This window comes from Undibacterium parvum (genome assembly GCF_003955735.1).
GTDB lineage: Bacteria > Pseudomonadota > Gammaproteobacteria > Burkholderiales > Burkholderiaceae_D > Undibacterium > Undibacterium parvum.
Genome location: NZ_CP034464.1, coordinates 1258952 through 1282090, shown reverse-complemented (window position 1 = coordinate 1282090; position 23139 = coordinate 1258952). Strand labels below are relative to the sequence as shown.

At 54.0% G+C, this 23139-nt stretch carries 15 protein-coding genes; 5 read left to right on the top strand and 10 right to left on the bottom strand.

What is annotated here, in order from left to right; translation table 11 throughout:
- The first annotated feature begins 232 nt into the window (after positions 1-232).
- Positions 233-4516 (top strand): hypothetical protein, encoded by a 4284-nt coding sequence (locus EJN92_RS05395; protein ID WP_126126871.1) that lies wholly within the window; start codon positions 233-235, stop codon positions 4514-4516.
- A gap of 450 nt (positions 4517-4966) precedes the next feature.
- On the opposite strand, the gene EJN92_RS05390 is transcribed toward EJN92_RS05395, so the two are convergent.
- The 4 genes from EJN92_RS05390 to EJN92_RS05375 form a co-directional block, all read right to left on the bottom strand.
- The gene (locus tag EJN92_RS05390) at positions 4967-6169 is read right to left on the bottom strand and encodes an ABC transporter permease subunit (RefSeq protein WP_126126870.1); all 1203 of its coding nucleotides are present in this window, start codon (positions 6167-6169) and stop codon (positions 4967-4969) included.
- Between the two features lie 127 nt (positions 6170-6296).
- Positions 6297-7151 (bottom strand): helix-turn-helix transcriptional regulator, encoded by an 855-nt coding sequence (locus EJN92_RS05385; RefSeq protein ID WP_126126869.1) that lies wholly within the window; start codon positions 7149-7151, stop codon positions 6297-6299.
- A gap of 139 nt (positions 7152-7290) precedes the next feature.
- Positions 7291-7875, bottom strand: a complete 585-nt coding sequence (locus tag EJN92_RS05380; RefSeq protein ID WP_126126868.1) for a LysE family translocator — start codon at positions 7873-7875, stop codon at positions 7291-7293.
- 299 nt (positions 7876-8174) lie between these two features.
- Positions 8175-10262, bottom strand: coding sequence for a DUF6600 domain-containing protein (locus tag EJN92_RS05375; RefSeq protein WP_126126867.1), 2088 nt, complete (start codon positions 10260-10262; stop codon positions 8175-8177).
- Positions 10263-10965: 703 nt separating this feature from the next.
- Here EJN92_RS05375 and EJN92_RS05370 point away from each other — a divergent pair.
- Positions 10966-11616 (top strand): glutathione S-transferase family protein, encoded by a 651-nt coding sequence (locus tag EJN92_RS05370; RefSeq protein WP_322348676.1) that lies wholly within the window; start codon positions 10966-10968, stop codon positions 11614-11616.
- 72 nt (positions 11617-11688) lie between these two features.
- The gene (locus tag EJN92_RS05365) at positions 11689-12204 is read left to right on the top strand and encodes an REP-associated tyrosine transposase (RefSeq protein ID WP_126126866.1); all 516 of its coding nucleotides are present in this window, start codon (positions 11689-11691) and stop codon (positions 12202-12204) included.
- Between the two features lie 92 nt (positions 12205-12296).
- Here EJN92_RS05365 and EJN92_RS05360 read toward each other — a convergent pair whose 3' ends face one another.
- From EJN92_RS05360 to EJN92_RS05340, 5 genes are all read right to left on the bottom strand, one after another.
- Positions 12297-13544: a Zn-dependent hydrolase gene (locus tag EJN92_RS05360; protein WP_126126865.1), complete on the bottom strand. Its 1248-nt coding sequence runs from the start codon at positions 13542-13544 to the stop codon at positions 12297-12299.
- Positions 13545-13746: 202 nt separating this feature from the next.
- Entirely contained in the window at positions 13747-15189 is a 1443-nt protein-coding gene (gene hydA / locus EJN92_RS05355) for a dihydropyrimidinase (protein WP_126126864.1), read from the bottom strand.
- A gap of 26 nt (positions 15190-15215) precedes the next feature.
- A complete protein-coding gene (locus tag EJN92_RS05350; protein WP_126126863.1) occupies positions 15216-16724 on the bottom strand; it encodes an NCS1 family nucleobase:cation symporter-1 in 1509 nt (502 codons plus the stop codon).
- 178 nt (positions 16725-16902) lie between these two features.
- A complete protein-coding gene (gene preA, locus EJN92_RS05345; protein ID WP_126126862.1) occupies positions 16903-18180 on the bottom strand; it encodes an NAD-dependent dihydropyrimidine dehydrogenase subunit PreA in 1278 nt (425 codons plus the stop codon).
- Positions 18173-19546, bottom strand: a complete 1374-nt coding sequence (locus tag EJN92_RS05340; RefSeq protein WP_126126861.1) for an NAD(P)-dependent oxidoreductase — start codon at positions 19544-19546, stop codon at positions 18173-18175. Before EJN92_RS05340 ends, preA begins: the two co-directional genes overlap by 8 nt.
- A 216-nt stretch (positions 19547-19762) precedes the next feature.
- Between EJN92_RS05340 and EJN92_RS05335 the strand changes: the two genes are divergently transcribed.
- Both EJN92_RS05335 and EJN92_RS05330 read left to right on the top strand, forming a co-directional pair.
- Positions 19763-20476, top strand: coding sequence for a TetR/AcrR family transcriptional regulator (locus EJN92_RS05335; protein WP_126126860.1), 714 nt, complete (start codon positions 19763-19765; stop codon positions 20474-20476).
- 500 nt (positions 20477-20976) lie between these two features.
- Entirely contained in the window at positions 20977-21435 is a 459-nt protein-coding gene (locus tag EJN92_RS05330; protein WP_126126859.1) for an Lrp/AsnC family transcriptional regulator, read from the top strand.
- Between the two features lie 6 nt (positions 21436-21441).
- Here the strand turns inward: EJN92_RS05330 and EJN92_RS05325 are convergent, their stop codons facing one another.
- Positions 21442-22893, bottom strand: coding sequence for an ABC transporter substrate-binding protein (locus tag EJN92_RS05325; protein ID WP_126126858.1), 1452 nt, complete (start codon positions 22891-22893; stop codon positions 21442-21444).
- Positions 22894-23139 lie beyond the last annotated feature (246 nt).

The window sequence follows — 23139 nt, the reverse complement described above, 5'->3', positions numbered from 1 at the left end:
ACCCTTCTCCCGCGAGCGGGAGAAGGGCTTTGCATAACGGGCTGAACAGTAATCTTGTGTAGCAGTTTTGCAGCCTATTCTGAATGTTGTTTCGGCTATTTTTGTTGTGTGGTTTGCAAAAAATGAGCATGAAGCCCTTTATAATCTTCCTCAATCTACACCAGAGCCTGCGTCGCTAGCTTGCTGGCCGCGCCCACCCCAGATCAATCGAGTCTGACTACCTGGAATAAATATGCTTAAAAATTGGATAGGCCTAGTCGCCTTGATCTTTAGCTTACTGCTCAATCTGGCTGCAGTCGCCACTGCCGGTGCTGCCGAGTTCCCGCGTAGCGCGATTCCCGACCCGCTCAAGTCCTGGGTGCCCTGGGTACTCGATAGCGTGCCTGACGCCACTTGTCCTCATCAATTCAATGATGTGAATACGCGCCAGTGTGCCTGGGGCGGCACTTTAGAATTGAAGGCGGGCGCGAGCGGTGCCACTTTCACGCAAGACTGGGTGGTGTATCAAGATAGCTGGTTAATCTTGCCAGGGGATGAGCAGCAATGGCCGCAAGAGTTGAGCGTGGATGGCAAGCTCAGTGCCGTGCTTAGTCGTGACGGTTTACCCTCGATCAAGCTAAGCGTTGGCAGCCATAGACTGAGCGGGCGCTTTTACTGGAGTCGTTTGCCCGAATCTTTAGCCTTGCCGCCGACGGCCGGGATCTTGCGCCTGGAACTGAATGGACAGCTGATCAATCTGCCGGTGCGCGATGAGAGCAATCGGCTCTGGTTGCAGCGCAAGACCGATAGCGAAGGCGAAGAACAAGCTCAGGTAAGGGTATTTAGAAAAATCATCGATGGAGTTCCTTTGCAAGTGGAGACGCGCTTGCGACTGGAAGTCTCGGGCAAAAATCGTGAGCTGATACTCGGGCGGGCGGTGCTGGCCGGTATGATTCCTAAACAAGTGAGCGCATTACTTCCCGTCAGCCTAGAGGCCGACGGCAGTCTCAAAGTGCAAGCGCGCGCCGGGGTCTGGGACATACAAGTGTTAGCGCGTCATCCGGGCCTGGTGCCAGCCTTGAGCTTGCCAGCAGCAACGCCAGCAGCAACGCCCCTAAGTCCAGCCGCTTTGCTGGCGAATGAAGAAGTCTGGGTGTTTCAAGCCGCGCCCTTGTTGCGTAGCGTCAGCGTGTTCGGGCCAGAAGCGGTCGATCCGCAGCAAACCAGTTTGCCGTCTGAGTGGCGCAGTCTGCCCGCGTTTTTGATGCGTGCCGAGAGTAGTTTCGGCCTGAAAGAAATCCGACGTGGCGATAGCGAGCCAGCACCGGATAAGCTGGCGCTGGAGCGGCAGCTATGGATGAGTTTTGACGGTGCCTCTATCACGATCAATGACAGACTGCAGGGCGATATCAGTCTCGCTTCACGTTTGAATATGGGTGGTCTGGCGCAATTAGGACGCGTCGATATCGCAGGTCAGGATCAATTGATTACGCGTGGCAGTGATAATCTGGCTGGGGTAGAAGTCAAGCGTGGCCGTTTGATCATGAGCGCAGACAGTGTGCTACCTAAGGCTAGTCATACTCTGCCCGCTTTGGGTTGGCTGCATGATGTGGATAATCTCAGCATGAATTTATCGCTACCTGCCGGCTGGCGTCTGCTGCATGCAGGCGGTGCCGATCATGCGCAAGGCGCCTGGCTCTCGGCCTGGAACTTGCTCGACTTTTTTGTGGTGCTGATGATCGCCTTGGCGGTCGGCCAGTTATGGGGCCGCAAGTGGGGCGCGCTTGCATTAATCTTGCTGGTCTTGACGTATCAGGAAGTCGATGCGCCACGCTATCTGTGGTTGGTCTTGCTGGCGACGGTGGCATTGATGCGGGTGTTACCGGCAGGGCGCTTTAAAGACGGCATGCTGTGGGCGCAAAGGCTTAGCCTATTTGTTTTGTTCATTAGCAGTCTGGTGTTTGCCACGGCACAAGTGCGTGGTGCTTTGTATCCGGTTTTAGAATATGGCACGAATATGAGTTTTAATCAGCATGCTGCGCCGGCAGCGCTAGCAGTGGCGGCGCCCGTGGCAGCGGCCATCGAAGTGGCCACCGCACCGGAGGTGAGTATCAGTGAAGATAAGGCTATGGTGGAGGAGGGTGAGCAAGGCAAACGGGATGCTTCGGTACGGGTGGCCGGATCGCTGGCCTTGAAGTCCAAGCTCTATGCGGCATCAGCTTCAGCTTCGCCAGCAAAGATACAGAACTATCAAAGCATAGATCCCAACGCCAGAGTGCAAACCGGCCCAGGTTTGCCGGACTGGAGCTGGAATACTTATAGACTGACTTGGGATGGCCCAGTGCGTCAGGATCAGCAACTCGATCTGTGGCTACTCTCGCCATGGATGAATAAGCTGGTGGTGTTGTTGCGCTTGCTGTGTCTGGGTTTATTGCTGTGGTGTGTAGCAGAAATAGGCAAACGCAAAGGTGCGCCGGATGACTCGGATGCCGGGTCTGCGGGTGCGCCAGCACAGCCTCCTACCAGCGGTTTTAAATCGGCGCACTTGATACCTACAATTGCAGTCTTCGTGCCCGTGCTGAGCGTGGTACTGATAGCGCTCGCTAGCGGCCAGGCACAAGCGCAGTCGCCTAGTACCGAGCAACTCGATGAATTGCGCGAGAAGCTCACGCGCCCGGCCGATTGCCTGCCTGAGTGCGTGGATATTTCCCGACTCTCGCTGCAATTAAGTGGCAGCACGCTTAGACTCAGTCTAGAGATCGATGCCGCGATCGACAGCGCAGTGCCCTTGCCGGGCGGCGCCAAGCAATGGTTGCCGCACGAGGCGAGGGTCGATGGCAAAATCGCCTATGTACAAAAGGATGCACAAGGTGGTCTGTGGTTGCTGGCTGCCGCTGGTAAACATAGGCTAGAGCTGATCGGTGAGCTGAGTAATCGCGATACCCTGCAATTACCCTTGCCGCGCAAACCAAGACGCGTCGATATCAATGCCGATGGCTGGGATGTGGCCGGTATCTCGGACGACAACGGTGCCGCCGATACTCTGCAACTGTCGCGCCGCATCAAGGCTGGCAGCATAGGCGAGGCCCAGCCTCTACCGCCTTTGTTGCGGGTGCAAAGACGGCTGGCACTTGATTTACTCTGGAGTGTAGAGACCACGGTGCAAAGAGATTCACCGCTTGGTGTGCCAGCTCTGGTCGAGATCCCCTTATTGCCCGGCGAGGCGGTGACCAGTGCCGGGATCATCGTTAAAGATGGTAAGGTCTTAGTCAATCTCGGTCCACAAGCGACTAGTCTGAGCTGGAGTTCGACGCTAGCGCAAGCGCCTGAGCTCAGTCTCACTGCGACCCCGAATACGGCATGGGTAGAGAGTTGGCTGATCGCCGCCTCTAGCATCTGGCATGTTGCGGCCCATGGCATCGCACCAGTGGCGATGGCGGCTGGCAGCGACGCCGATCTGGCGTTTTACCCATGGCCGGGCGAACTGCTGAAACTGCGCATAGAGCGGCCGCAAGCTATTGCCGGGCAAACCCTGACTATCGATCATTCACGCTTACTGGTGAGCCCAGGCGCGCGTGCTAGCGATTATTTGTTAGCACTGAGTCTGCGCAGTAGCCGCGGTGGCGATCACAGTATCAGCTTGCCGCCAAACGCCGTGCTACAAAGCGTGAGCATCAACGGCCAGGTCAGGCCGATACGCGCTAACGGTCGCCAATTGATCTTGCCCATCCTGCCCGGTAAACAAGAAATCGAAGTGCGCTGGCGTCTCGATCAGGGCATGGCACTGAGCTATACCACGCAAAGCACAGACCTCAATCTGGCCAGCGTGAATAGCCGCCTCAGCCTGCAGATGCCACATGATCGCTGGTTGCTGCTAACGAGCGGCCCGGGTGTCGGTCCTGCCATATTATTTTGGGGCAAACTGCTCATTTTACTGGTCGTGGCAGTGGCGCTCGGGCGCGTTAGCGCACAGTCTGGCTTACCACTGCAAACCCGCCACTGGATACTGTTGGTACTTGGCCTGACCCAGGTGCAATGGTGGGCCGCGAGTATTGTGATCATCTGGTTTTTTGCCTTCGCTGCGCGGGCAGAATCGGGCAGTAGTGCCAACACCAGAACCAGTGCCACCTGGTTATTTAACTGGCGTCAGCTGGCCTTGCTGCTACTCAGTCTGGCGATGCTAAGCATCTTATTCGACGCGGTGCGCGGTGGCTTATTGGGCTACCCAGATATGCAAGTAGCGGGGAATAATTCCAGTTCAAATAATCTCAATTGGTATCTGGATAGAACTGGCAAAGAGCTGCAAGGCGCCTGGGTACTCAGCCTGCCTATCATGCTGTATCGCGCCCTGATGCTGGCCTGGGCCTTGTGGTTAGCCTGGTCTTTACTGGCTTGGCTCAAGTGGGGCTGGAGCGCCTACAGCAGCGATGGTCTGTGGCGGCATAAACCCAAAAAGCTGGTGCCAGAAGCCGATGCTGCCGCAGTGAAAACGCCAGTGCCAAGCGAGTCTGTGCCAATTCAAGATCAGACCGACTAGCTAGCCCTCGATAGGCAGCACCGTCCTCAGCCAATCGTGTAGCGGCTAGCTGAGGACCAGGATCAATAACGTCAAAGGTATTTTTCGCTTATCTAGGGCGTTTTAAAATTTTAAAATGCACCCTGCCAGCGCGCATATTCCATGCGCTTCTCCAGCGTGCCTGGCCTGCAGCCCGCATGGAATATGCGGCTTGGCGGCATGCCATATAAATTTTTAGACTACCCACTGCTTGGCACTGAAGAGCAAACTCGATTGCGTGTAGCGCAAAAATAAACCGGCCAGCAGCAGTAATGTGGCAATCATAGTCAGATTGAATAAGCGCTGTTTGCGTGGATCGTGTAGCAGGCCACGTAGCTCCACCCCGAACCAGGCTCAGATAGAATTGCATGCTAGGCTCACCAGTTAGCCTATTGCCGGCAGCAGCAGCGCCGCATAGCCAGCGCTCATTTTTTAGGGCGCTGACCTGCACGTGGCTAGATCTGGTTCTGGAACTAGGCGATCTTCATGTCTGGGGCTGGGCCATAGGCCGCAAGGGCGTTTCAGCATGATGAGGACCATCGTCATCCCCATCAGCAATTGACGTAAGACTTCGACTTCTATCACTACCTGCCCGAATACATGCAGCTGTATCGGTTCAACCAGGTAGCGCAAAATTTCTGGCAAAGCAGCGAGTAAGATCGCACCCAGGATAACGCCGGGTATATGCCCCATGCCGCCCAGCACCACCATAGACAGTACCGTGATCGATTCGCTCAGCGAAAAAGATTCTGGCGAAATAAAGCCTTGAAACGAGGCAAACATGGCCCCGGCCACGCCGCCAAAAGAGGCCCCCAACGCAAAGGCGAGCAATTTAATATTGCGGGTGTTAATACCCATCGCCATCGCGGCGATTTCATCTTCGCGGATTGCCACAAAGGCTCGCCCCAAGCGCGAGTTTTGTAGACGTATAGAGACGACGGCGATCACTACGCACAAAAATAGAAATAAGAAGTAATAGGCATTCACCGAGGGCATAGAATATCCGGCCAGATTCAGATTGGCGCCCGAGCCTGGTTCGCCCGCCAGCGAGATCCCGAAAATACGGATAGGGTCTATCATATTGATGCCGCGCGGACCATCGGTGAGGTTGATAGGGGCATTGAGGTTGTTGATAAAGATACGGATGATTTCACCAAAGCCCAGCGTCACCACGGCCAGGTAATCACCGCGCAGTTTGAGCGTAGGCGCACCCAGCAAAGCGCCGAAAAATGCCGCTAAGGCGGCGCCTAGCGGAACGATAAAGAATACCGATAAATGGATGCCGTTTTGCGCAATCTCAGGCCCGCATAACCACAGCAAACTCTTCCCTAGCAGCGGATAGTGGTTGACGATGGATTCGAGTACCAGCGCAAATTGGGGTGAGGCCAGCAGTGCCGTCATATACGCGCCCAGTGCATAGAAGGCGATGTAACCGAGGTCGAGCAGGCCGGCGAAACCAACCACGATGTTTAGACCCAGGGCCAGCATGATATACAACAAGGCCAGATCCATGATGCGCACCCATGCATTGCCGAACTGGGCGGCAAAAAAGGGAAACGCTAACATTAGCAGAGCCAGCAGTATCAGGCTGCGGGGGTGAGCCAGCAAGCTTTTGTTGGCGACATAGTGCGGCATAAAATTTCCCTAAAAAATAGCAATATCTTTGCATCTTAGGGAAAGCGAATTATTTGCGCTATCAGGATCTTGCTCGATACCAGCGCCTAGCGCTGCATCCCGATTAAGGGGGGGTTAGAAGTTCCCCTCAGACCCGCATGCGCGTGCGTAAGCGCGAGGGCGTCATGCCAAATACCGAGCGAAAGCTGGCGCTAAAGTGGCTGTGATGAGCAAAGCCGCAATCGAGGGCGATGGTCGTCAGATCCTGATCCTGCGTACGCATAGTTTCTAAAGCCTGGCCTAGCCGGGTGCGTATCAGGTAGCGATGTACAGGTAAGCCGACTTCGGTTCTGAAGATGCGTGCCAGATGGTAGGGTGAAGTTTCGGCCAGGCGCGCTAGCTCAGTGAGTGTCCATTCCTGCATAGGCCGTAGCGAAATCGCTTCTTTTACGACCTCTACTTGTTGGCGTCTGCGCGTTACGCTCTGCACATGTCTGGCGCGCTCGGCAAGCCTGCTATCTTTACTGGCTGTTTGCAGGGCTTTAGTGAGCACGCTCACACTGAGTTCTTCAATCGCCAGTGGCTTGCTGTGGGCTAGCGTTAAATGACGCCAGAGCAGCTCGCGCTCCAGCAATGTGGCTGGCGCTAGCAGGCAATGCCGGTTGAGTGCGGCGGAGCGTAGATCCGGCAGACCCAGGGTTTCAGTGACTAGCTTAGACAGCGCTTCTGGCGAGAATTCAAACAGCAGCGATTCATCGCCGATACCGCCAGGGAAACTGAGCCTATACGCCTGGCCACAGCCAAAGAACAAAGCGTGATTCGGGTTGGCAATGAAATGTTGCCTGGGGCTGTCATGCTTGGCAAACAGTCCGGCAATCGGCAATAAAAAGACGTCGGCGCTGGCATGTCTGAGCTCACTGCAGCGCGTAGATGCGGGGCGTGCGATGGCGTGGCGAATACTTAATAGCTCACTCTCGAACAGGGTTTTTAGTACGAGTAACATGTGCTTATTATCCAGACCGGGAACTAGCTGGCAGAAGAGCAGGAGCTAGTCTGCATAGTCAAATAATTCTACAGTAAGCACCGCCGCTGCTCAAAAGAACTTTTCTTAGGATTTAGCCAGCATCGTCACAGCAGGAAGTTTAGCGTAAAAATAAACCAGCCAGCATCAGCAGGGTCGCACCCATAGTCAGATTGAATACGCGCTGTTTGCGTGGGTCGCGCAGCAAGCCACGTATCGCCACGCCGAACAAGGCCCACATGGAACTACATGGAAAACCTACCAAGGTCCCGACCACCGCGACCAGCAGCGCAGCGCTGCTGGCGCTCAGACCTAGCGGCATGAACACCGAGGCGATGGTGATAGACTTGACCCAGGTCTTGGGATTAAGTGCCTGAAAAAGTGCCGCCTGAGCGAATGATACCGGAGTAGGGGCATGCGCCTCGCCTACCGATGCGCCACTTAATTTCCACGCCAAATACACCAGATAGAGGGCACCGGCAATCCTTAGCACTTGCTGGATTTGTGGATAGGCGATAAACACATTGCCCAGGCCGATACACACCACCAGAGTTTGTACGAAGACGCCGAACTGTATGCCTAGTATCGCCGGCAGCGCACCACGGTAACCGAAATTTGCGCCCGAGCTGGCCAGCATGACGTTGTTTGGCCCGGGGGTACCCGACATCACAAAACAATACGTCATCAAGGGTAGTAGTTCGGTCATGTGGATCTATCGGTGGGTATCAGGTGAGGCTAGTCTAGGAGCGCGGCCAAACAGCGTCAAGATACAGATGGCAGCTTTTATGCGAGCTCTGTATCTGTCCCGCCGCTAGCCCTGCGGTGGCGGACTTGCGCTCATCTCTTTGCGTCTTGTGCAAAGATGGATAAGGACGCCGCAGTGTATAAGGCGAAAAACTATACCGTGGTCTGGAAGGAAAACCGACCGTTGGCAGAAAAAGGGAATGTGTATCGCCCAACACAATCTGTACGCTCTACATGAATCGAAATGCAAGTTGTGTGCGCTCATCGCTCTAGTTCTCTGGCTTGCCCGGTTCTGTGGTTGTTGCGCGGGTTCTCTTTGGGCTCGGCGATGCTGGCGCGGTCGGGGCGGGCTTGGGTGACCGGCCTGACTTCTGGCGTTGGATTTACACGTACCGTTTCTTGCGGCGCTATTGTGGCTCGCGCATTGTGATTGCTCTCCGTCATCGTCCTAGGCGCTTCACTTCTTCTTTGATTTTGTTCGACTTGATAATTGCCAGACGGCTGATTGCGAACTCCATAGGCTTCGCGCTCGTTCTGATTGCGTCGCTCTGTTTGCTGCTCAGCGCGGCGTTCAGCTTGTTGACGTTCCGCATCGCGGGCTCTTTCATTTTCTTGCAAGATGGCTTGGGCTGGATTGTTTTGAGTCCATCCGGCATAGTTTGAAGTGGGGCTGGGCTTCGCTGGCAGGTTTGGCGGTGCCGCATAGGAAGCCGTGTTAGCCGGGTTTTGTATAGGGTTGCGATAATCCACCGCATTGCTGCGGGCGCGCTCAGGCTGGACCGCGGCTGGCGCTGTCATGCTAAGGCTAGGGCTAGGGCGGTTTCTAAGCTCGTTTGGCGGCGCCAAGTTGTCGTTGTATGAGGTTGCTGGAGTGGCTATTCGGTTGCCATAGTGAGGCGCATATCTAGGCTTGTCATGTTCTGCAATTTGCTCCGCATTGCGCTCTTGTATGGCCGAGCGATAGCTGCTGGCGCGCTCTGGGCTTGGTATCACTGCCCGGCGCATCCATGCATCATTGGCCGGTGTGGCAATCCGTTTGGCATTGCCGTAGATGCTCTCGGTGGAGGGCGGCAGTGCTGCGCTCTGGGTGCTGGCCGCTCTGTTATTCACCAGTGTCGCGCCTAGCAGAGCCGGGTTCACGCTACTGGCTTGACCGCGCAGGAATTGATTTTCTGGCATAGAGCTGATGGCATTTGGTAAGGCTTGGTTGCGGTAGGGGCGGTTGGCTTGATTATCGCCAAGCGGGGTATTATGTTGGTTATTATTTTGATTGATGCTGGCGCGATAGTCCTGATGCTGGTTGAGGCGTTCAATATAGGCGCTGCTGCCACGGTAATACGGGCGATAGACCTCGCCAGGCGCCAGTGGTAGCCAGGCTGGATGCGGATGCGATCCAGTGTTGATATTAATATTCAGATGCACGCCAGGCGCAGCACCGACAAAGGCCACCAGCGCTGGTGCATACACCGGCGAAGCGTGATGCAGATAGGGGCCCGGTACCCAGACCCAGCGTGGGCCGATACAGGCCCAGCGTCCATAGTGGAAGGGCGCAAAACCCCAGGGCGCGCGGTCTACCCAAGTCCAGCCCCACGGTGCTACCCAAACCCAATTGCCGTTGCGATACGGCGCCCATCCAACCTCGACAGTGCGCGGGATCCAGATCGCCCCATACTCAACATGGGTCTCCCAGCTGCCATGTTGATCGAGTTGCTGATAACCGATGACTTCGCGCGATACATAGCGCGCCGAGACCGAGTTATCTTCCAGCTTGTCGCGCTCATTCACCCACAAATCAAACTCATCGTAGGGCGGCATTCTAGCGATGCTATTGTGCGCCAGATTATTGCCAGAAAAGTTGACTTGTTCGGCTTCGTGCAGAGTGATGCTATCGCGTTCGCCATAGGCGATTCCAGTACCACGTCTTACCATAATGCTGCTCTGATTCGGTGAAACTGTAAGCTTGTACTCGCCCGCTTCCTGCAATGCAAAGGCTAAATTCGGCGTGTTGAGCTCTATCACCTCCTGGCTACCCAGACTGCGTTGACGGATTATCAGCGTGCCCGTGCTGATGGTGAGCTGCAGCTGATGGTCGCTCAGTTTGACGATAGTGATCCCGGTATTTTCTGCCAGCCGCAAACTGCTGGCACCCAAATGCAGCTCGGCCCTGGCACCAGCGGGCACCCACAGCCGGTCACCGGAAGTCAGTGGCCGGTTAGGATCTGCCACTAGCCATTGCTCAGTACCAGCAGGCGCCAGACTGACGCTGCCCAGGGTGTAACTCAGGCGCGCCACCCGGCTCGGCGGATCTTCCTGAGCCTGCGCCCAGCCACTCGCGAGAAAATTGCACACGAGCAGTACAGCACAGAGTAGGCGAGCAGGGTATTGCTGAAATGCAGGCATTTTGGGCTTTCTGAAAGTGGGCCGGAATCTGGGACGCAGATAGAGATAAGTACTTAACGCAGCTGCCCGCGGTTTGGATGTCACGATTTGGAAAAATCTGCATTTATAGGACTTACGCAAAACCGCCCAGCGTCCTTGTACGCGTTTGCCGTAAATACCGTCTTCGGGCTTACGCCTAGTCGGAATAATTTATAGGTTTTTGTTACTGTTCAGCCAGCGATGAAAACTCCCTCGCCCGCTAGCGGGAGAGGGCCGGGGTGAGGGTGATTGAGCAACGCTTGCCTTCAAATAACTGATGCGCTTAGCAATATGAAAAATCAAACATTGTGCAAATTTAAACTACCCTCATTCCAACCCTTCTCCCGCGAGCGGGAGAAGGGCTTTGTATATTAGGCTGAACAGTTACAGGTTTTTAGAAGTTCCGCAAAGTGCAGGCGCATATTCTATGCGCCTGCTGGCGGCATTTCGGCCTGCAAGCCGCATGCTGATTGCGCCTTGCCAACTCAGCTTAGTGAAAATGCTTTCCCCGCTTCCATTTTAGGCTGTTTTTTTGCTAGCAATGCTCTGCTATTATGCTGGCAGCTAAGCTCGGCTGATAGCGCATGACCAGCTAGCCACCAGTTTCTTCCTCTTAACGTCTATGGATCTCATGATGCAACTCTATTATTCGCCTGGAACCGCCTGTTTGGCCCCGCATTTTTTATTGGAAGAGCTGGGCTTGCCCTACGAACTGGTGCTGGTCGATACCAGTAAGCAAGAACATCAACAAGCGGCCTATCTGAAGCTTAATCCGAACGGCAAGATCCCGCTCTTGATTGATGGCGATTTGCAGTTGACCGAGAGCGCTGCGATTTGCCTGTATCTGGCCGATCAATATGCTGCGCAACACAAGGCGATAAATTTTTCACCTGCGCTTGGCACGCCAGAGCGCGCCCGCTTGTATCAGTGGATGATGTATTTGACTAATACTTTGCAAGCGGAGTTACTGAGTTATTTTTACCCGGAACGTCTGCATGATGATGTCGCAGGTGCGGCTCAGGTTAAGGCCCATGCGGAGCAGCGCGTGGCGCAAATGCTAGGCTATATCGACGATCATCTGGCGCAAGCTCAAGGTGCGTATCTGCTCGGTGAGCAAGTCAGTATCGCTGACCTGTTTTTGTTTATGCTGTGCCGCTGGACCCGTGGCATGCAAAAACCAGCGCGTGACTATGCTCAGTTAGGCCCGTATTTACAGCGGCTATTCGAACGTCGATCTATCATCAAAACTTTCGAGATGGAAGGCATACAGGCACCGTTTTATTGATTCTTTTAGATCAAGTAGGGTGGGCAGTTTTTTTGCCCACGCGGGAACAGATTATTTTGCTTAGGAGTTTCTGTGTCGCATTATCGTCGTTCGTCTGTCGCAGGGGGCACCTATTTTTTTACCGTTGTTACTTACCGTCGACAGACCATTTTATGTGATGAACTTGTCCGCGATACTTTGAGAGGAGCAATTGAATCGGTGCGCTGCTCCCGACCTTTCGTTATTGATGCATGGGTTTTGTTACCAGATCATTTGCATTGTATTTGGACTTTACCCGAAGGAGATGTGGATTTTTCTACGCGCTGGATGATGATTAAAAGAAAGGTATCGTTGGCATGCAAGGCTAGCTATTTTCGCGATGATTGGATCACTCCGTCTAAACAAAAACATCGCGAATCGACCATCTGGCAACGACGTTTTTGGGAGCATCAAATTCGTGATGACGCCGACTATGCTCGTCACATGGATTATTTACATTTCAATCCGGTGAAACACCGCTTGGTTGATCGTGTGCTTGATTGGCCGTATTCGAGCTTTCATCGATATGTGAAAAGTGGAACATATCCACACGATTGGGCCATCGCTTAGAAAATGCAAGCGTCGGTGCTTGCGAGTTTGGCCACTTATCAATCGATACGCGTGGGCACGATGATGCCGTGCCCACCCTACGTTTTAGAAAATCAATTCACCAGCACTTTCGCCCGCTCCAGCATGGCATGCAAGAGCACATTGCAACCGGCTTCCAGATGATCGGCTCTGGCGTCTTCGATCTCGTTGTGGCTGATACCGTCCTTGCAAGGCACGAAAATCATGCCAGCCGGTGCCAGCCTGGCGGCGTAGATTGCGTCGTGGCCTGCGCCTGAGACCACGTCCATATTGCTGTAACCGAGTTTAGCGGTGGCGCTTCTGACCGCATCCACACATTCCGGATGGAAGGGGCAGGGCGGGTAATACGAGACGCGCTCAGTGTGAATTTTCAGGCCAGTCTCGACCGCGATTTTTTCGGCGAAGGCGAGAATTTCCTCATGCATTTTATTGAGTAATTCGTCGTTGATATTGCGTAGGTCTATACTAAATTTGACTTCGCCCGGGATCACGTTGCGGCTGTTCGGAAACACCTGCACCATGCCCACCGTGCCGCGCCCATACGGCGGATAACGGTTGCCGATATTGACTACTTCTTGCATGATTTTTGTCGCCACTTGCAGCGCGTCTTTGCGCAGGTGCATGGGTGTCGGGCCAGCGTGCGCCTCCATGCCGGTGACCACGCAGTCGTACCAGGATAATCCCATGACCGCTGGTACCACACCGATGACCTTGTCGGCGTCTTCCAGCACTGGGCCTTGCTCTATGTGGGCTTCAAAGTAGGCTCCGATAGGATGGTTGCCCGGTACTTGCCTGCCCAGATAGCCTATGCCTTGCAACTCATCCTTGACGTTCTTGCCCTCAGTGTCGCAGGCGGCATACGCAGTGTCCAGGCTGAAGGCACCGCAGAATACGCCTGAGCCCATCATCACCGGCACAAAGCGCGAGCCTTCTTCATTGGTCCAGAACGCTACCTCTATCGGCGCTTCGGTTAGTATCTTGTGATCGTTCAGCGTGCGCACCACTTCCAGCGCAGCCAGCACGCCGTAATTGCCATCGAATTTGCCGCCCGTGGGCTGGGTGTCGATGTGGCTGCCTGAGACTATCGGCGGCAGCGCCGGGTTTGTGCCTTCCCTGCGCATGAAAACATTGCCGATCTGGTCCACCGTGATGCTTAAGCCCGCCTGCTTGCCCCAGCCAACCACCAGATCGCGGCCTTGCTTATCGAGTTCAGTTAAGGCCAGACGTTTCACACCGCCTTTGGCAGTGGCGCCGATCTGCGCCAACTCCATGATGGCTGACCATAGGCGGGAACCATTGATACGTAATGCGTCGGTTTGCATGCTGATGCTTTCTTTGAAAAACAAACTTGAATGCTTGTCATTTACTTTAGCTAGCCCCCTCTCCCACTGGCGGGAGAGGGTGTTAGTAATGACAAGGTATATTAAAAACAAGGCGAGAACTTGGCGATTTTTCTTTTCGATCATCGCACACGTTTGCCATGACCCTCACCCTAACCCTCTCCCGTATGCGGGAGAGGGGACTCTATGAGCGCTGGATTTTATGCGGCGCAGTGACTTTCGCCATCTGCTTTAAGGCATCAAACATAGGCGAGAACGCCGGCCTATCGACATGCTTACCATCCCCCGCCACAGCACGTAGATCGCCCTCTTTAAACACTAGCTTGCCGCCGCTTAGCGTGTGCGTTGGAACGCCGCGCACTGTGCGACCTTCGAACACATTGAAACCACCTTTGGCAAATTGCGTCTTGGCCGAAATTGTCCTTGTCGCGCTTGGATCCCAGACGACGATATCGGCATCGGCACCTACCGCGATGATGCCCTTGCGTGGATAAATATTAAAAATCTGCGCGGCGTTGGTCGATGTCACTTTGACGAATTCTGACGGGGTCAGCCTGCCGCTGTTGACACCTGTATCCCAGATCACCGCCATGCGCTCTTCTACGCCGCCGCAACCATTCGGTATTTTGGTAAAGTCGTTTTTGCCAGCGGCTTTTTGTGTGTCGCAAAAAGTACAGTGGTCGGTCGCGGTGGTATGTAAATTGCCGCTTTGCAGGCCTTGCCACAGGGCGGCCTGATGTTCTTTGGAGCGAAATGGCGGGCTCATCACGTGGCCAGCCGCAATATCAAAATCCGGATTACGGTACACGCTATCGTCTATCGTCAAATGCCCCGCCAACACTTCGCCAAATACGCGCTGGCCCTTGCTGCGCGCGCGCGTGATGGCTTCCAACGATTCCATACACGAGACATGCACGATATACACCGGCGTGTTGAGTACGTTGGCAATCGCGATGGCGCGGTTCGCCGCTTCGCCTTCGACCGCGGGCGGGCGTGAGAGTGGATGGGCTTCCGGCCCTGCCATGCCTTGCGCCAATAACTTTTGTTGAAGAGTAAAAACCAGTTCGCCGTTCTCTGCATGTACGGTAGGCATGGCGCCCAGTTCCAGCGCGCGGGTAAAGCTTTTTACCAGAATTTCGTCATCGGCCATGATGGCGTTTTTATAGGCCATAAAGTGTTTAAAACTATTCACGCCGCAATCACGCACCAGCTTGCCCATGTCGGCGTGCACCGTATCATCCCACCAAGTGATGGCGACATGAAAGCTGTAATCGGCCGCAGATTTTTCGGCCCAGCCGCGCCAGGTTTGGTAGGCTTCCATTAATGACTGCTGCGGGTTAGGGATGACAAAATCGATGATACTGGTAGTGCCGCCTGCCAGACCAGCAGCGGTGCCGGTAAAAAAATCATCGGCAGTGACGGTGCCCATGAAGGGTAGCTGCATATGGGTGTGCGGATCAATCCCGCCCGGCATCACATACTGTCCATGTGCGTCTATGATTTCTGCGCTGGCCGGAGTGCGCAGATTCTCTCCGACCGCGATGATCTTGCCGTCGGCACAGAGCACGTCGGCACTATATTCGCGGTCTGCATTGACTACCGTTCCGCCACGTATCAAGATACTCATCGTGATTCCTAACAATGTCTGATTAATTACATACTAGCGTGTTCACCGCTAGTCGCGTTTTTGAGCGTAAGGCTTTGGCCTTGCATCATGATCATGTACACCAGACTGGAAAGCAGCAGACCAACAAACCAGGCATAGGTGTAAATGGTCTTGAAGGCCACCGATGTTGTGGGGAAGGATGCCGGAAACGCCGCATTTAAAAATCCGGGAATATTCGGTAGCACGCCGATGATGAAGGCAATGATGGCCGCCATGTTCCAGCCTGGTATAGCCGAACCGACGTAGGAGTAATCACCGTCCGCCACGTACAATTGGGCGACATCGAGTCCGGTTTTGCGTATCAGGTAATAGTCAACGATCAAGATCCCAGCGATAGGCCCGAGTAAGGCAGAGTAGCCGATCAACCAGGTAAAAATATAACCCTGAGTCGACTCTAATATTTTCCAAGGCATGATGGCGATTGCAATGAAGGCGGTGATGTAGCCCCCGGTTTTGTAGGAGATCAGCTTAGGGCTGAGTGCCGAAAAATCGTAGGCTGGGCCCACCAGATTGGCAGCCAGATTCACGCTGACGGTGTCGATCAGTAAAACAATCAAGGCGATCAAGACGGCGATGCCGGTCATGCGACTGGCCAGATCGACTGGATCCCAGATCGCCTTGCCGTACAAAACCACGGTGGCCGAAGTGACGATGACTGCCAGCATAGACAGTAGCGCCATCGGTACTGGTAAGCCTATGCTTTGGCCCAAAACCTGATCGCGCTGGGTTTTGGCGAAGCGGGTAAAGTCCGGGATGTTCAAGGCCAGCGTAGCCCAAAAGCCGACCATGGCGGTTAGCGAGGGCCAAAAACTAGACCAGAATTGCCCGGCTTTCTTGCCACCCTCTACGAACTGAGATGGTTGATCGAGGATAGGGCCAAAACCGCCGGCTTTGTTGTAGACCCAGCCCAGCAGAACGAAGCAAATCAGAATTTTCAAGGGGGCGGTATAGGTTTCCAGCTTGCGTATCGAATCCATGCCGTGAAAAATATACCAGAACTGTATCGCCCAAAATATCAGAAAACAGATCAGTTGCGCGCCATTGATACCTAAGCCGGCGATCGCTTCGCCGCCCAGCGCATGGCCCAGCATCACACCGGCCAGGGTATAAATCATCTGCCCGCCAAACCAGGTTTGTATGCCGTACCAACCGCAAGCCACAATGGCACGCATCAGGGCAGGCAATTTGGCGCCGCTGGTGCCGAATGAGGCGCGTGCCAGTACCGCATACGGTATCCCGTATTTAGTCCCAGCGTGGCCTATCAAGAGCATAGGCAGCAGCACAATCGCATTGGCTAGAAACACCGTCAGCACTGCCTGCATGGCCGACATACCGCCTTCTATTAAACTTGCGGCCAAGGTGTAAGCGGGGATGCACATCACCATCCCTACCCAGAGTGCCGCAAAATGAAACCAGCGCCAGGTGCGCTGGCTGGCCGTGGTCGGTGCCAGATCCTCATTCCACAATTCAAAATTAACTGAATGATCTTGGTTCATGCTCGTTTCCTTTGAAAGGGACGTTGTTTAACTATGTAGAAATTAGGACTTACGCAAAATTGTTCCAACTAGGCGTAACGCCGAAGACTTACTTTAGTACAGCAAGGCGAGTACAACGACGCTGGGGCGGTTTTGCGTAAGTGCTAGAAATACCATACTTAATTTAACAGGTTTAATCCTAAGTGACCACCTCGGCACGTGGATTGCGCGGATCTTGTGTCCAATTCATATATGGCTTGCCATTTTCTTGCGCCAGCATCGTAATACAGCCTGCCACCGGGCAAGTGATCTCACACAGATTGCAGCCCACGCATTCTGCTTCGTTGATCTGGTACTTGCGCGCGCCATCGTCTTGTATCAATTGATGGATAGACTGGTGCGAGGTATCTTCGCAGGCGATATAGCATTTGCCGCAGCCTATGCATTTGTCTTGATCAATCTGGGCAATCGCCTGATAGTTCATGTCCAGGTATTTCCAGTCTGTGGTATTGGCGATCGCCTTGCCGCAAAAATCGGCGACGCTGGCGTAGCCTTTTTCATCCATCCAGCGTGACAAGCCATCTTTCATTTCTTCGACGATACGAAAACCATGCAGCATCGCCGCCGTGCAAACCTGTACCGATCCTGCGCCCAGCGCGATAAATTCTGCGGCATCGCGCCAGTTGGAGATGCCGCCTATGCCCGAGATTGGTAACCCTTGCGTGGCTGGGTCACGGGCGATTTCGGCCACCATATTCAAGGCGATAGGTTTCACAGCCGAGCCGCAATAACCGCCATGCGTGCTACGTCCGCCGACTATCGGTCGGGCCACCATACTATCGAGATCGATAGAGGTAATCGAGTTGATGGTATTGATCAGCGAGACCGCATCGGCACCGCCGTTTTTGGCGGCACGCGCCGGCTGGCGGATGTCGGTAATATTCGGTGTCAGCTTGACGATCACTGGTAAGCGCGAATACTGCTTGCACCAGCGCGTGATCTTCTCCACATATTCTGGCACCTGGCCGACTGCCGCGCCCATGCCGCGTTCTGGCATGCCGTGCGGGCAGCCGAAATTAAGTTCTATGCCGTCTGCTCCGGTGGACTCTACCAGTGGCAAGATGCTGCGCCAGGCTGCCTCTTCGCAGGGAAACATCAGGGACACGATCATGGCGCGGTCTGGCCAGTCTTTTTTGACCTGGGTGATTTCACGCAGATTAATTTCCAGCGTACGGTCGGTGATCAGCTCGATATTATTAAAGCCCAAGACCTCGCGATTTTTTCCGTAGTGGGCCGAATAACGCGAGGAGACATTTACCGCAGGCGGATCTTCTCCCAGGGTCTTCCAGACCACGCCACCCCAGCCAACCTCAAAAGCGCGCACCACGTTATACGCCTTATCGGTGGGCGGTGCCGAGGCTAACCAAAAAGGATTGGGGGCCTTGATGCCGGCAAAATTGATGCTCAGATCAGCCATGATGGGCCTCCGTGTTTGAAGTCAAATCAGCATGGATAGCAGCGGCCGCCAGCTTGCCATGCTGTACCGCTTGCACCGTCAGATCTTGTCCCGGGTTGACACAATCACCGCCCGCATACACGCCGCAGAGATTGGTTCTAAACTGCGCATCGACCTGGAGTTTACCTGCATCTTTTTTCAGCGTACGCGCCAAGGGATCGCTGATCGCATGCGTATCGAATACCTGACCTATGGCTTTAAAAATGGCATCTGCAGCGATCACGAAACTGACACCGGTGCCGACTAGGCGACCTGCATCGAGTCGAGTTTTTTCAAAACGCATGCCGCTCAGTTTGCCTGCATCATCAAGTAACACCGCTTGCGGCTGCGCCCAGGTTTTAATTCTGACCTGATGGGCTTTGGCGATTTCTTGCTCGTGTGCTGTGGCCGACATGGATGCCGCATCGCGTCTGTACACCAGCGTGACTTCTTCGGCACCGAGGCGCGCTATCTGCACCGCCATATCGATGGCGGTATTGCCCGCACCTATCACCAGCGCCCGCTTGGGCACCGGCAAGCTGCTTAAATCCTGCGCCTGTCTGAGTTCGGCGATGTAATCGACTGCGGCTAAGATGCCCGGTGCGTCTTCTGCTGCCAGATCCAGACTGCGGCTGGCAGCTAAACCCAGACTAAGAAACACCGCATCAAATTTTTCCTGGAGCTGCTGCAACTGCAGATTCGCGCCCAGCGTTTGGCCGTAATGAATTTGTATGCCGCCTATTTGCAGCAGAAATTCAATTTCGCGTTGCGCGTAGTTATCGGTGAGTTTGTATTTTGCGATACCGTATTCATTCAGACCACCGGCCTTGCTGCGCGCTTCAAATATTTCTACTTGATTACCCAGCATCGCCAGCCGGTGTGCACAGGCCAGACCCGCAGGACCGGCCCCGACGATCGCTATGCTTTTGCCAGTTGCAGGCGCGGCCTGAAACGGATGCTGCTCGAAGTGCATGTGATCAATCGCGTGGCGCTGCAATAGTCCAATTTTTACCGGTAGTGCTTCGGCATCGTGATTGCGCACGCAGGCGTGCTCGCACAAGATCTCGGTAGGGCAAACGCGGGCGCAACTGCCACCGAGAATATTCGATTGCAAAATGACTTTGGCGGCACCATTGATATTTTCATGCGCGATATTGCGGATGAAGCTGGCGACGTCGATCTCGGATGGGCAGATACGGCTACACGGTGCATCGTAACAATACAGACAGCGTTCGCTTTCTATCTGCGCCTGGCGCGCCGTTAAGGGCGGTGCCAGATCGCTAAAGCCAGCGGCCAGCGTGGCATGGCTGGCATGTGCCTGGGGTAAATGTCGTAGAGCATCTATCATGTTCCATCCCTCAAAATGTCTGAATATCGGTCTAGCCAAATACAACAAATTTCGCAGAAACTTTACCAAGTGGTAAAACTATGATGCCATAATAAACAGCAGGTCAAGCATCTTGCTTGATCGCCTTGTAAAGTTTTTATTCTTGCCGCATTCCGCACAATGAGCGCGTCCTGAGTATCGTATTGCAGTAGAAATCATAGAAAAAGTGCTTAAAAAATGCCTGAAAAATTGGTCAAAAAATCAGAACGCAGCGTTGTGAAAAAGCCACGGACGGCTAAAACAGACGGATCTGCAGCCACGGCAGCGACAACAACACTGGCCGCTGACAAGCGCGGTAAGCTTGAGACCGAGATCTTGCGGCACGCCGTCACCATGTTTGCCGAATGCGGTTATGAAGGGACATCGATCGCCAGCATCGCCCAGCAAGCCGGGGTATCGAAACAAAATCTGCTGTATTACTTTGCCAGCAAACCTGCTCTGTATCAGCGCGTGCTGGATGATGTGCTCGATGTCTGGCTAGCTCGTATGGATAGTCTGGCCGATGACAGTCGCGAGCCGCAAGATTTATTGCGCAGCTATATTCAGGAAAAATTACGTTTTTCACGCGAACATCCGAGTGCTTCTAAGGTGTACGCGATGGAAGTGATCGGTGGCGCAAAAATCTACGGCCAACAGATACGCACTAAAGTGATCCCTTATCTGCGCAAGGATATCGCCAGCTTTGAAAAATGGATGAGCGAAGGCAAAATCGCTACCGTCAATCCCACCCATTTGCTGTTTAGCATCTGGGCCATGACGCAATCCTATGCCGACTTTTCTACCCAAATGAATCTGGTGCTGAATCAAAAGAAGCTCAGCGCAAAAGATTTTGAGGCTGCCGAAAAACTGATCGTTGATATGGTGTTGGCGGCGCTGGCAATATCCAATTAAGCTAGCCAATTAAGTTAGCCAATAAGCTCCCCGATTTTTAAAAGTACCAGGCTGGAGAGGCGCATAGTCCATGCGCCTCTCCAGCCTGCCTAGCCGCTAAGCCGCATGGAATATGCGCGCTGGGCCTTCCTTGTTTGGTTGTTGCGAGCTAGGGTAACTGTTCAGTCTGCTACTAAAATTATTAAAAACAAAACAAAAACCTCTCAAAGGAGGCACAGAGACACAGAGAAAAACGGAGAACTGCCTTGCTTTCCTCTGTGAATCTCTGTGTCTCTGTGCCTCTGTGTTGAGGGGTTTTGACTTTCTTCATAGCGGGTTGAACAGTGACGAGCTAGGGGAGGAAATTACGGGTATGATATTTTTCGTTCCCTAGATTTATGCGCTATCAACCACTTCGGACTTAGGAAAAATTATTCGCGCCAGGCGAGTGCAACGACGCTGGCGCGGTTTTGAGTTACTCCTACTTCTTCTACTTCTTTTGATTTGACTTACACCACACTATGCAACTCGATCACTTTGATCTTTCCATCCTGCGTTATTTGCAAGTGAACTGCCGCCACCCCGCCGATGCGATTGGTGTGGAGATAGGCTTATCGGCGACTGCGGTACAAAGACGGATACGCCGTTTGCGTGAGGTTGGTGTGATCCAGGCCGAGGTGGCCGTGATTGCGCCAGATGCGGTTGGCTATCCCCTGGTGCTGCTGGTGGAACTGGTATTTGCCAAGGGACTGGCCGATACCATAGATCAATTTAAACGCCAGATGTTGGCATTGCCTGAGGTACAGCAATGCTATTACGTCGCGGGTGAATATGACTTTATGCTGGTGCTACATGCCGCCAGCATGGCTGACTATGAGGCCTTCACCCGTGCGGTATTTTTTAAGAATAGCAACATCATTAAATTTCGCACCACGGTAGTCATGGATGCAGTCAAGCGCGGCCTGACTTTGCCTATCTAAGTTTTCCTATCTGAGGTCGATCGCGTCCAGATCGAAAGGATCGCGGCAAAGCGTCTGGGGATTTAAGGCGGGATCGTGCAGCAGACGATTGTGGTCACGGCATAGCGGAATATATAAATATTCGTTCTCTAAAGCGCTCAGGGCATCGCGATATGCACTGCCTCTGAGTGTAGCTTCTGGCAGAGTGCGTGCCGCTGCAATTTTCTCAAAAAATGTTGCGTAGTGAACACCAGCTTGTGGCTCGGGTGCTTGTTTTTCGAAGCATCCGAAAAATTGATCTGGATCGTCGAAATCCTGGATCCAGCCGCGCACCACAACATCAAACTCGCCCCTTGCCACCAGCGCATAAACTTCCCCGGCATTCTTGGTCGGTATCAGGGTGTAGGCTAACTGGCATTGCTGCAGCAGCGCGATCAACAGATCCAGACTCTGGGTCAGTACGCCGCGCCCTGCGGCATACAAGATGCGTAGCGGTTGCTGACGAGTTTGCGCTGACCAGCGCTGGCGTATTTGTTCAGTACTCAAAGCGAAAATCGGATTAGTCGGTGGCGCTTGCGGCAGTAAACCCTCAGGCAGAAACTGCGCGCTAAACTCTGCGCCAAATGCATCTTGCGCCGCGCTTTGCAGCTGCGCGTGCAAGGCCTGTCTAAGTGCGCGATCGCCCAAGCCGCCAGCGGCATTGAGTATCAGTAGCCCGACCCAGCGATCGCGTAAGGCGCTGGAGTTTAACTGCTGCGCCTCTAGCAAGCGTAGTTGATGCTTGCGCTCGACTAAGGCCGCATTAACCTCGCCGCTCTCGAGCGCCTGTTTTAATTGGCTGAAGTTGGCATAGCCGTGCAAGCTGAGCTGCTCGGGTACACGGCGGCCGCCCCGATAGGCGGCGAAACGCAGCAACTGCAAACTGTCAGCGTCAGTTTGCGCATTCCCTGCGTTCTTTACTAATTGCATAGGGCCGCTGCCCAGCACTGCCGTCTCTGTATTTTTAGTGATGCCCAGAGCCGGATGCGACAAAATTTCTAGTAAGGGGCAATACGGCTGTATCAGATGCAGATGGAGTAAGGCCTGCGTATCATCGGCGACGATGCCAGCCGGGATCTCGCCTTGAGAACACGTAGCCGCAGCCACGATCAGAGGCCGCAAGATGCCGGACATGATAGCGCTGGAATCCGGCCAAATGTGGCGCGCCAGACTCAACGCCACATCTGATGCCAGTACTACGCTGCCATCATGAAAGTAGGCGGGGCCGAGTGCAAATGTCCAGGTGCGACCATCATCCGAGTGCTGCCAGCTCAACGCCAGATCCGGGCTGAGCGTGTCCTTACTGCGATTTTTGCGTACCAGCGTCTGGTATAACAAGGACAGTGCAGGTAAGACATGCGCCTCGGCGCAGGTCGGGTCCGGGGTCAAATGTTGGTGCAGGGTAGCGAGGCGATACGATGGCATTTGTAAGAAATTCACTTTAAATTGAGCGTAGATTATGCAGCGAAAAATAGCCACGCAATTTTGCCAAATCCCCCGGTGATTTTAACGGCGTTTACGCCTAGTTAAACGCCGCCTGACGGTCTAGTCGTCTAAATAATGAACGGCAAAAAACAAAGGCGCATATTCCATGCGCCTTGCAGCCGGTTTTGGCTCGGCAGGGCGCATGGATGCTGCGTATAGAAAAATTTGGTGACGATAGATGCCAGATATTCTTGCTCTTAA

Excerpts from the sequence above, each read along its gene's own strand:
- EJN92_RS05360 (WP_126126865.1), bottom strand. The coding sequence starts at position 13,544 with ATGCAAACCGACGCATTACGTATCAATGGTTCCCGCCTATGGTCAGCC.
- EJN92_RS05350 (WP_126126863.1), bottom strand. The coding sequence starts at position 16,724 with ATGAACCAAGATCATTCAGTTAATTTTGAATTGTGGAATGAGGATCTG.
- EJN92_RS05395 (WP_126126871.1), top strand. The coding sequence starts at position 233 with ATGCTTAAAAATTGGATAGGCCTAGTCGCCTTGATCTTTAGCTTACTG.
- EJN92_RS05340 (WP_126126861.1), bottom strand. The coding sequence starts at position 19,546 with ATGATAGATGCTCTACGACATTTACCCCAGGCACATGCCAGCCATGCC.
- EJN92_RS05385 (WP_126126869.1), bottom strand. The coding sequence starts at position 7,151 with ATGTTACTCGTACTAAAAACCCTGTTCGAGAGTGAGCTATTAAGTATT.
- EJN92_RS05390 (WP_126126870.1), bottom strand. The coding sequence starts at position 6,169 with ATGCCGCACTATGTCGCCAACAAAAGCTTGCTGGCTCACCCCCGCAGC.
- EJN92_RS05335 (WP_126126860.1), top strand. The coding sequence starts at position 19,763 with ATGCCTGAAAAATTGGTCAAAAAATCAGAACGCAGCGTTGTGAAAAAG.
- EJN92_RS05370 (WP_322348676.1), top strand. The coding sequence starts at position 10,966 with ATGCAACTCTATTATTCGCCTGGAACCGCCTGTTTGGCCCCGCATTTT.
- EJN92_RS05330 (WP_126126859.1), top strand. The coding sequence starts at position 20,977 with ATGCAACTCGATCACTTTGATCTTTCCATCCTGCGTTATTTGCAAGTG.
- hydA (WP_126126864.1), bottom strand. The coding sequence starts at position 15,189 with ATGAGTATCTTGATACGTGGCGGAACGGTAGTCAATGCAGACCGCGAA.
- EJN92_RS05380 (WP_126126868.1), bottom strand. The coding sequence starts at position 7,875 with ATGACCGAACTACTACCCTTGATGACGTATTGTTTTGTGATGTCGGGT.
- preA (WP_126126862.1), bottom strand. The coding sequence starts at position 18,180 with ATGGCTGATCTGAGCATCAATTTTGCCGGCATCAAGGCCCCCAATCCT.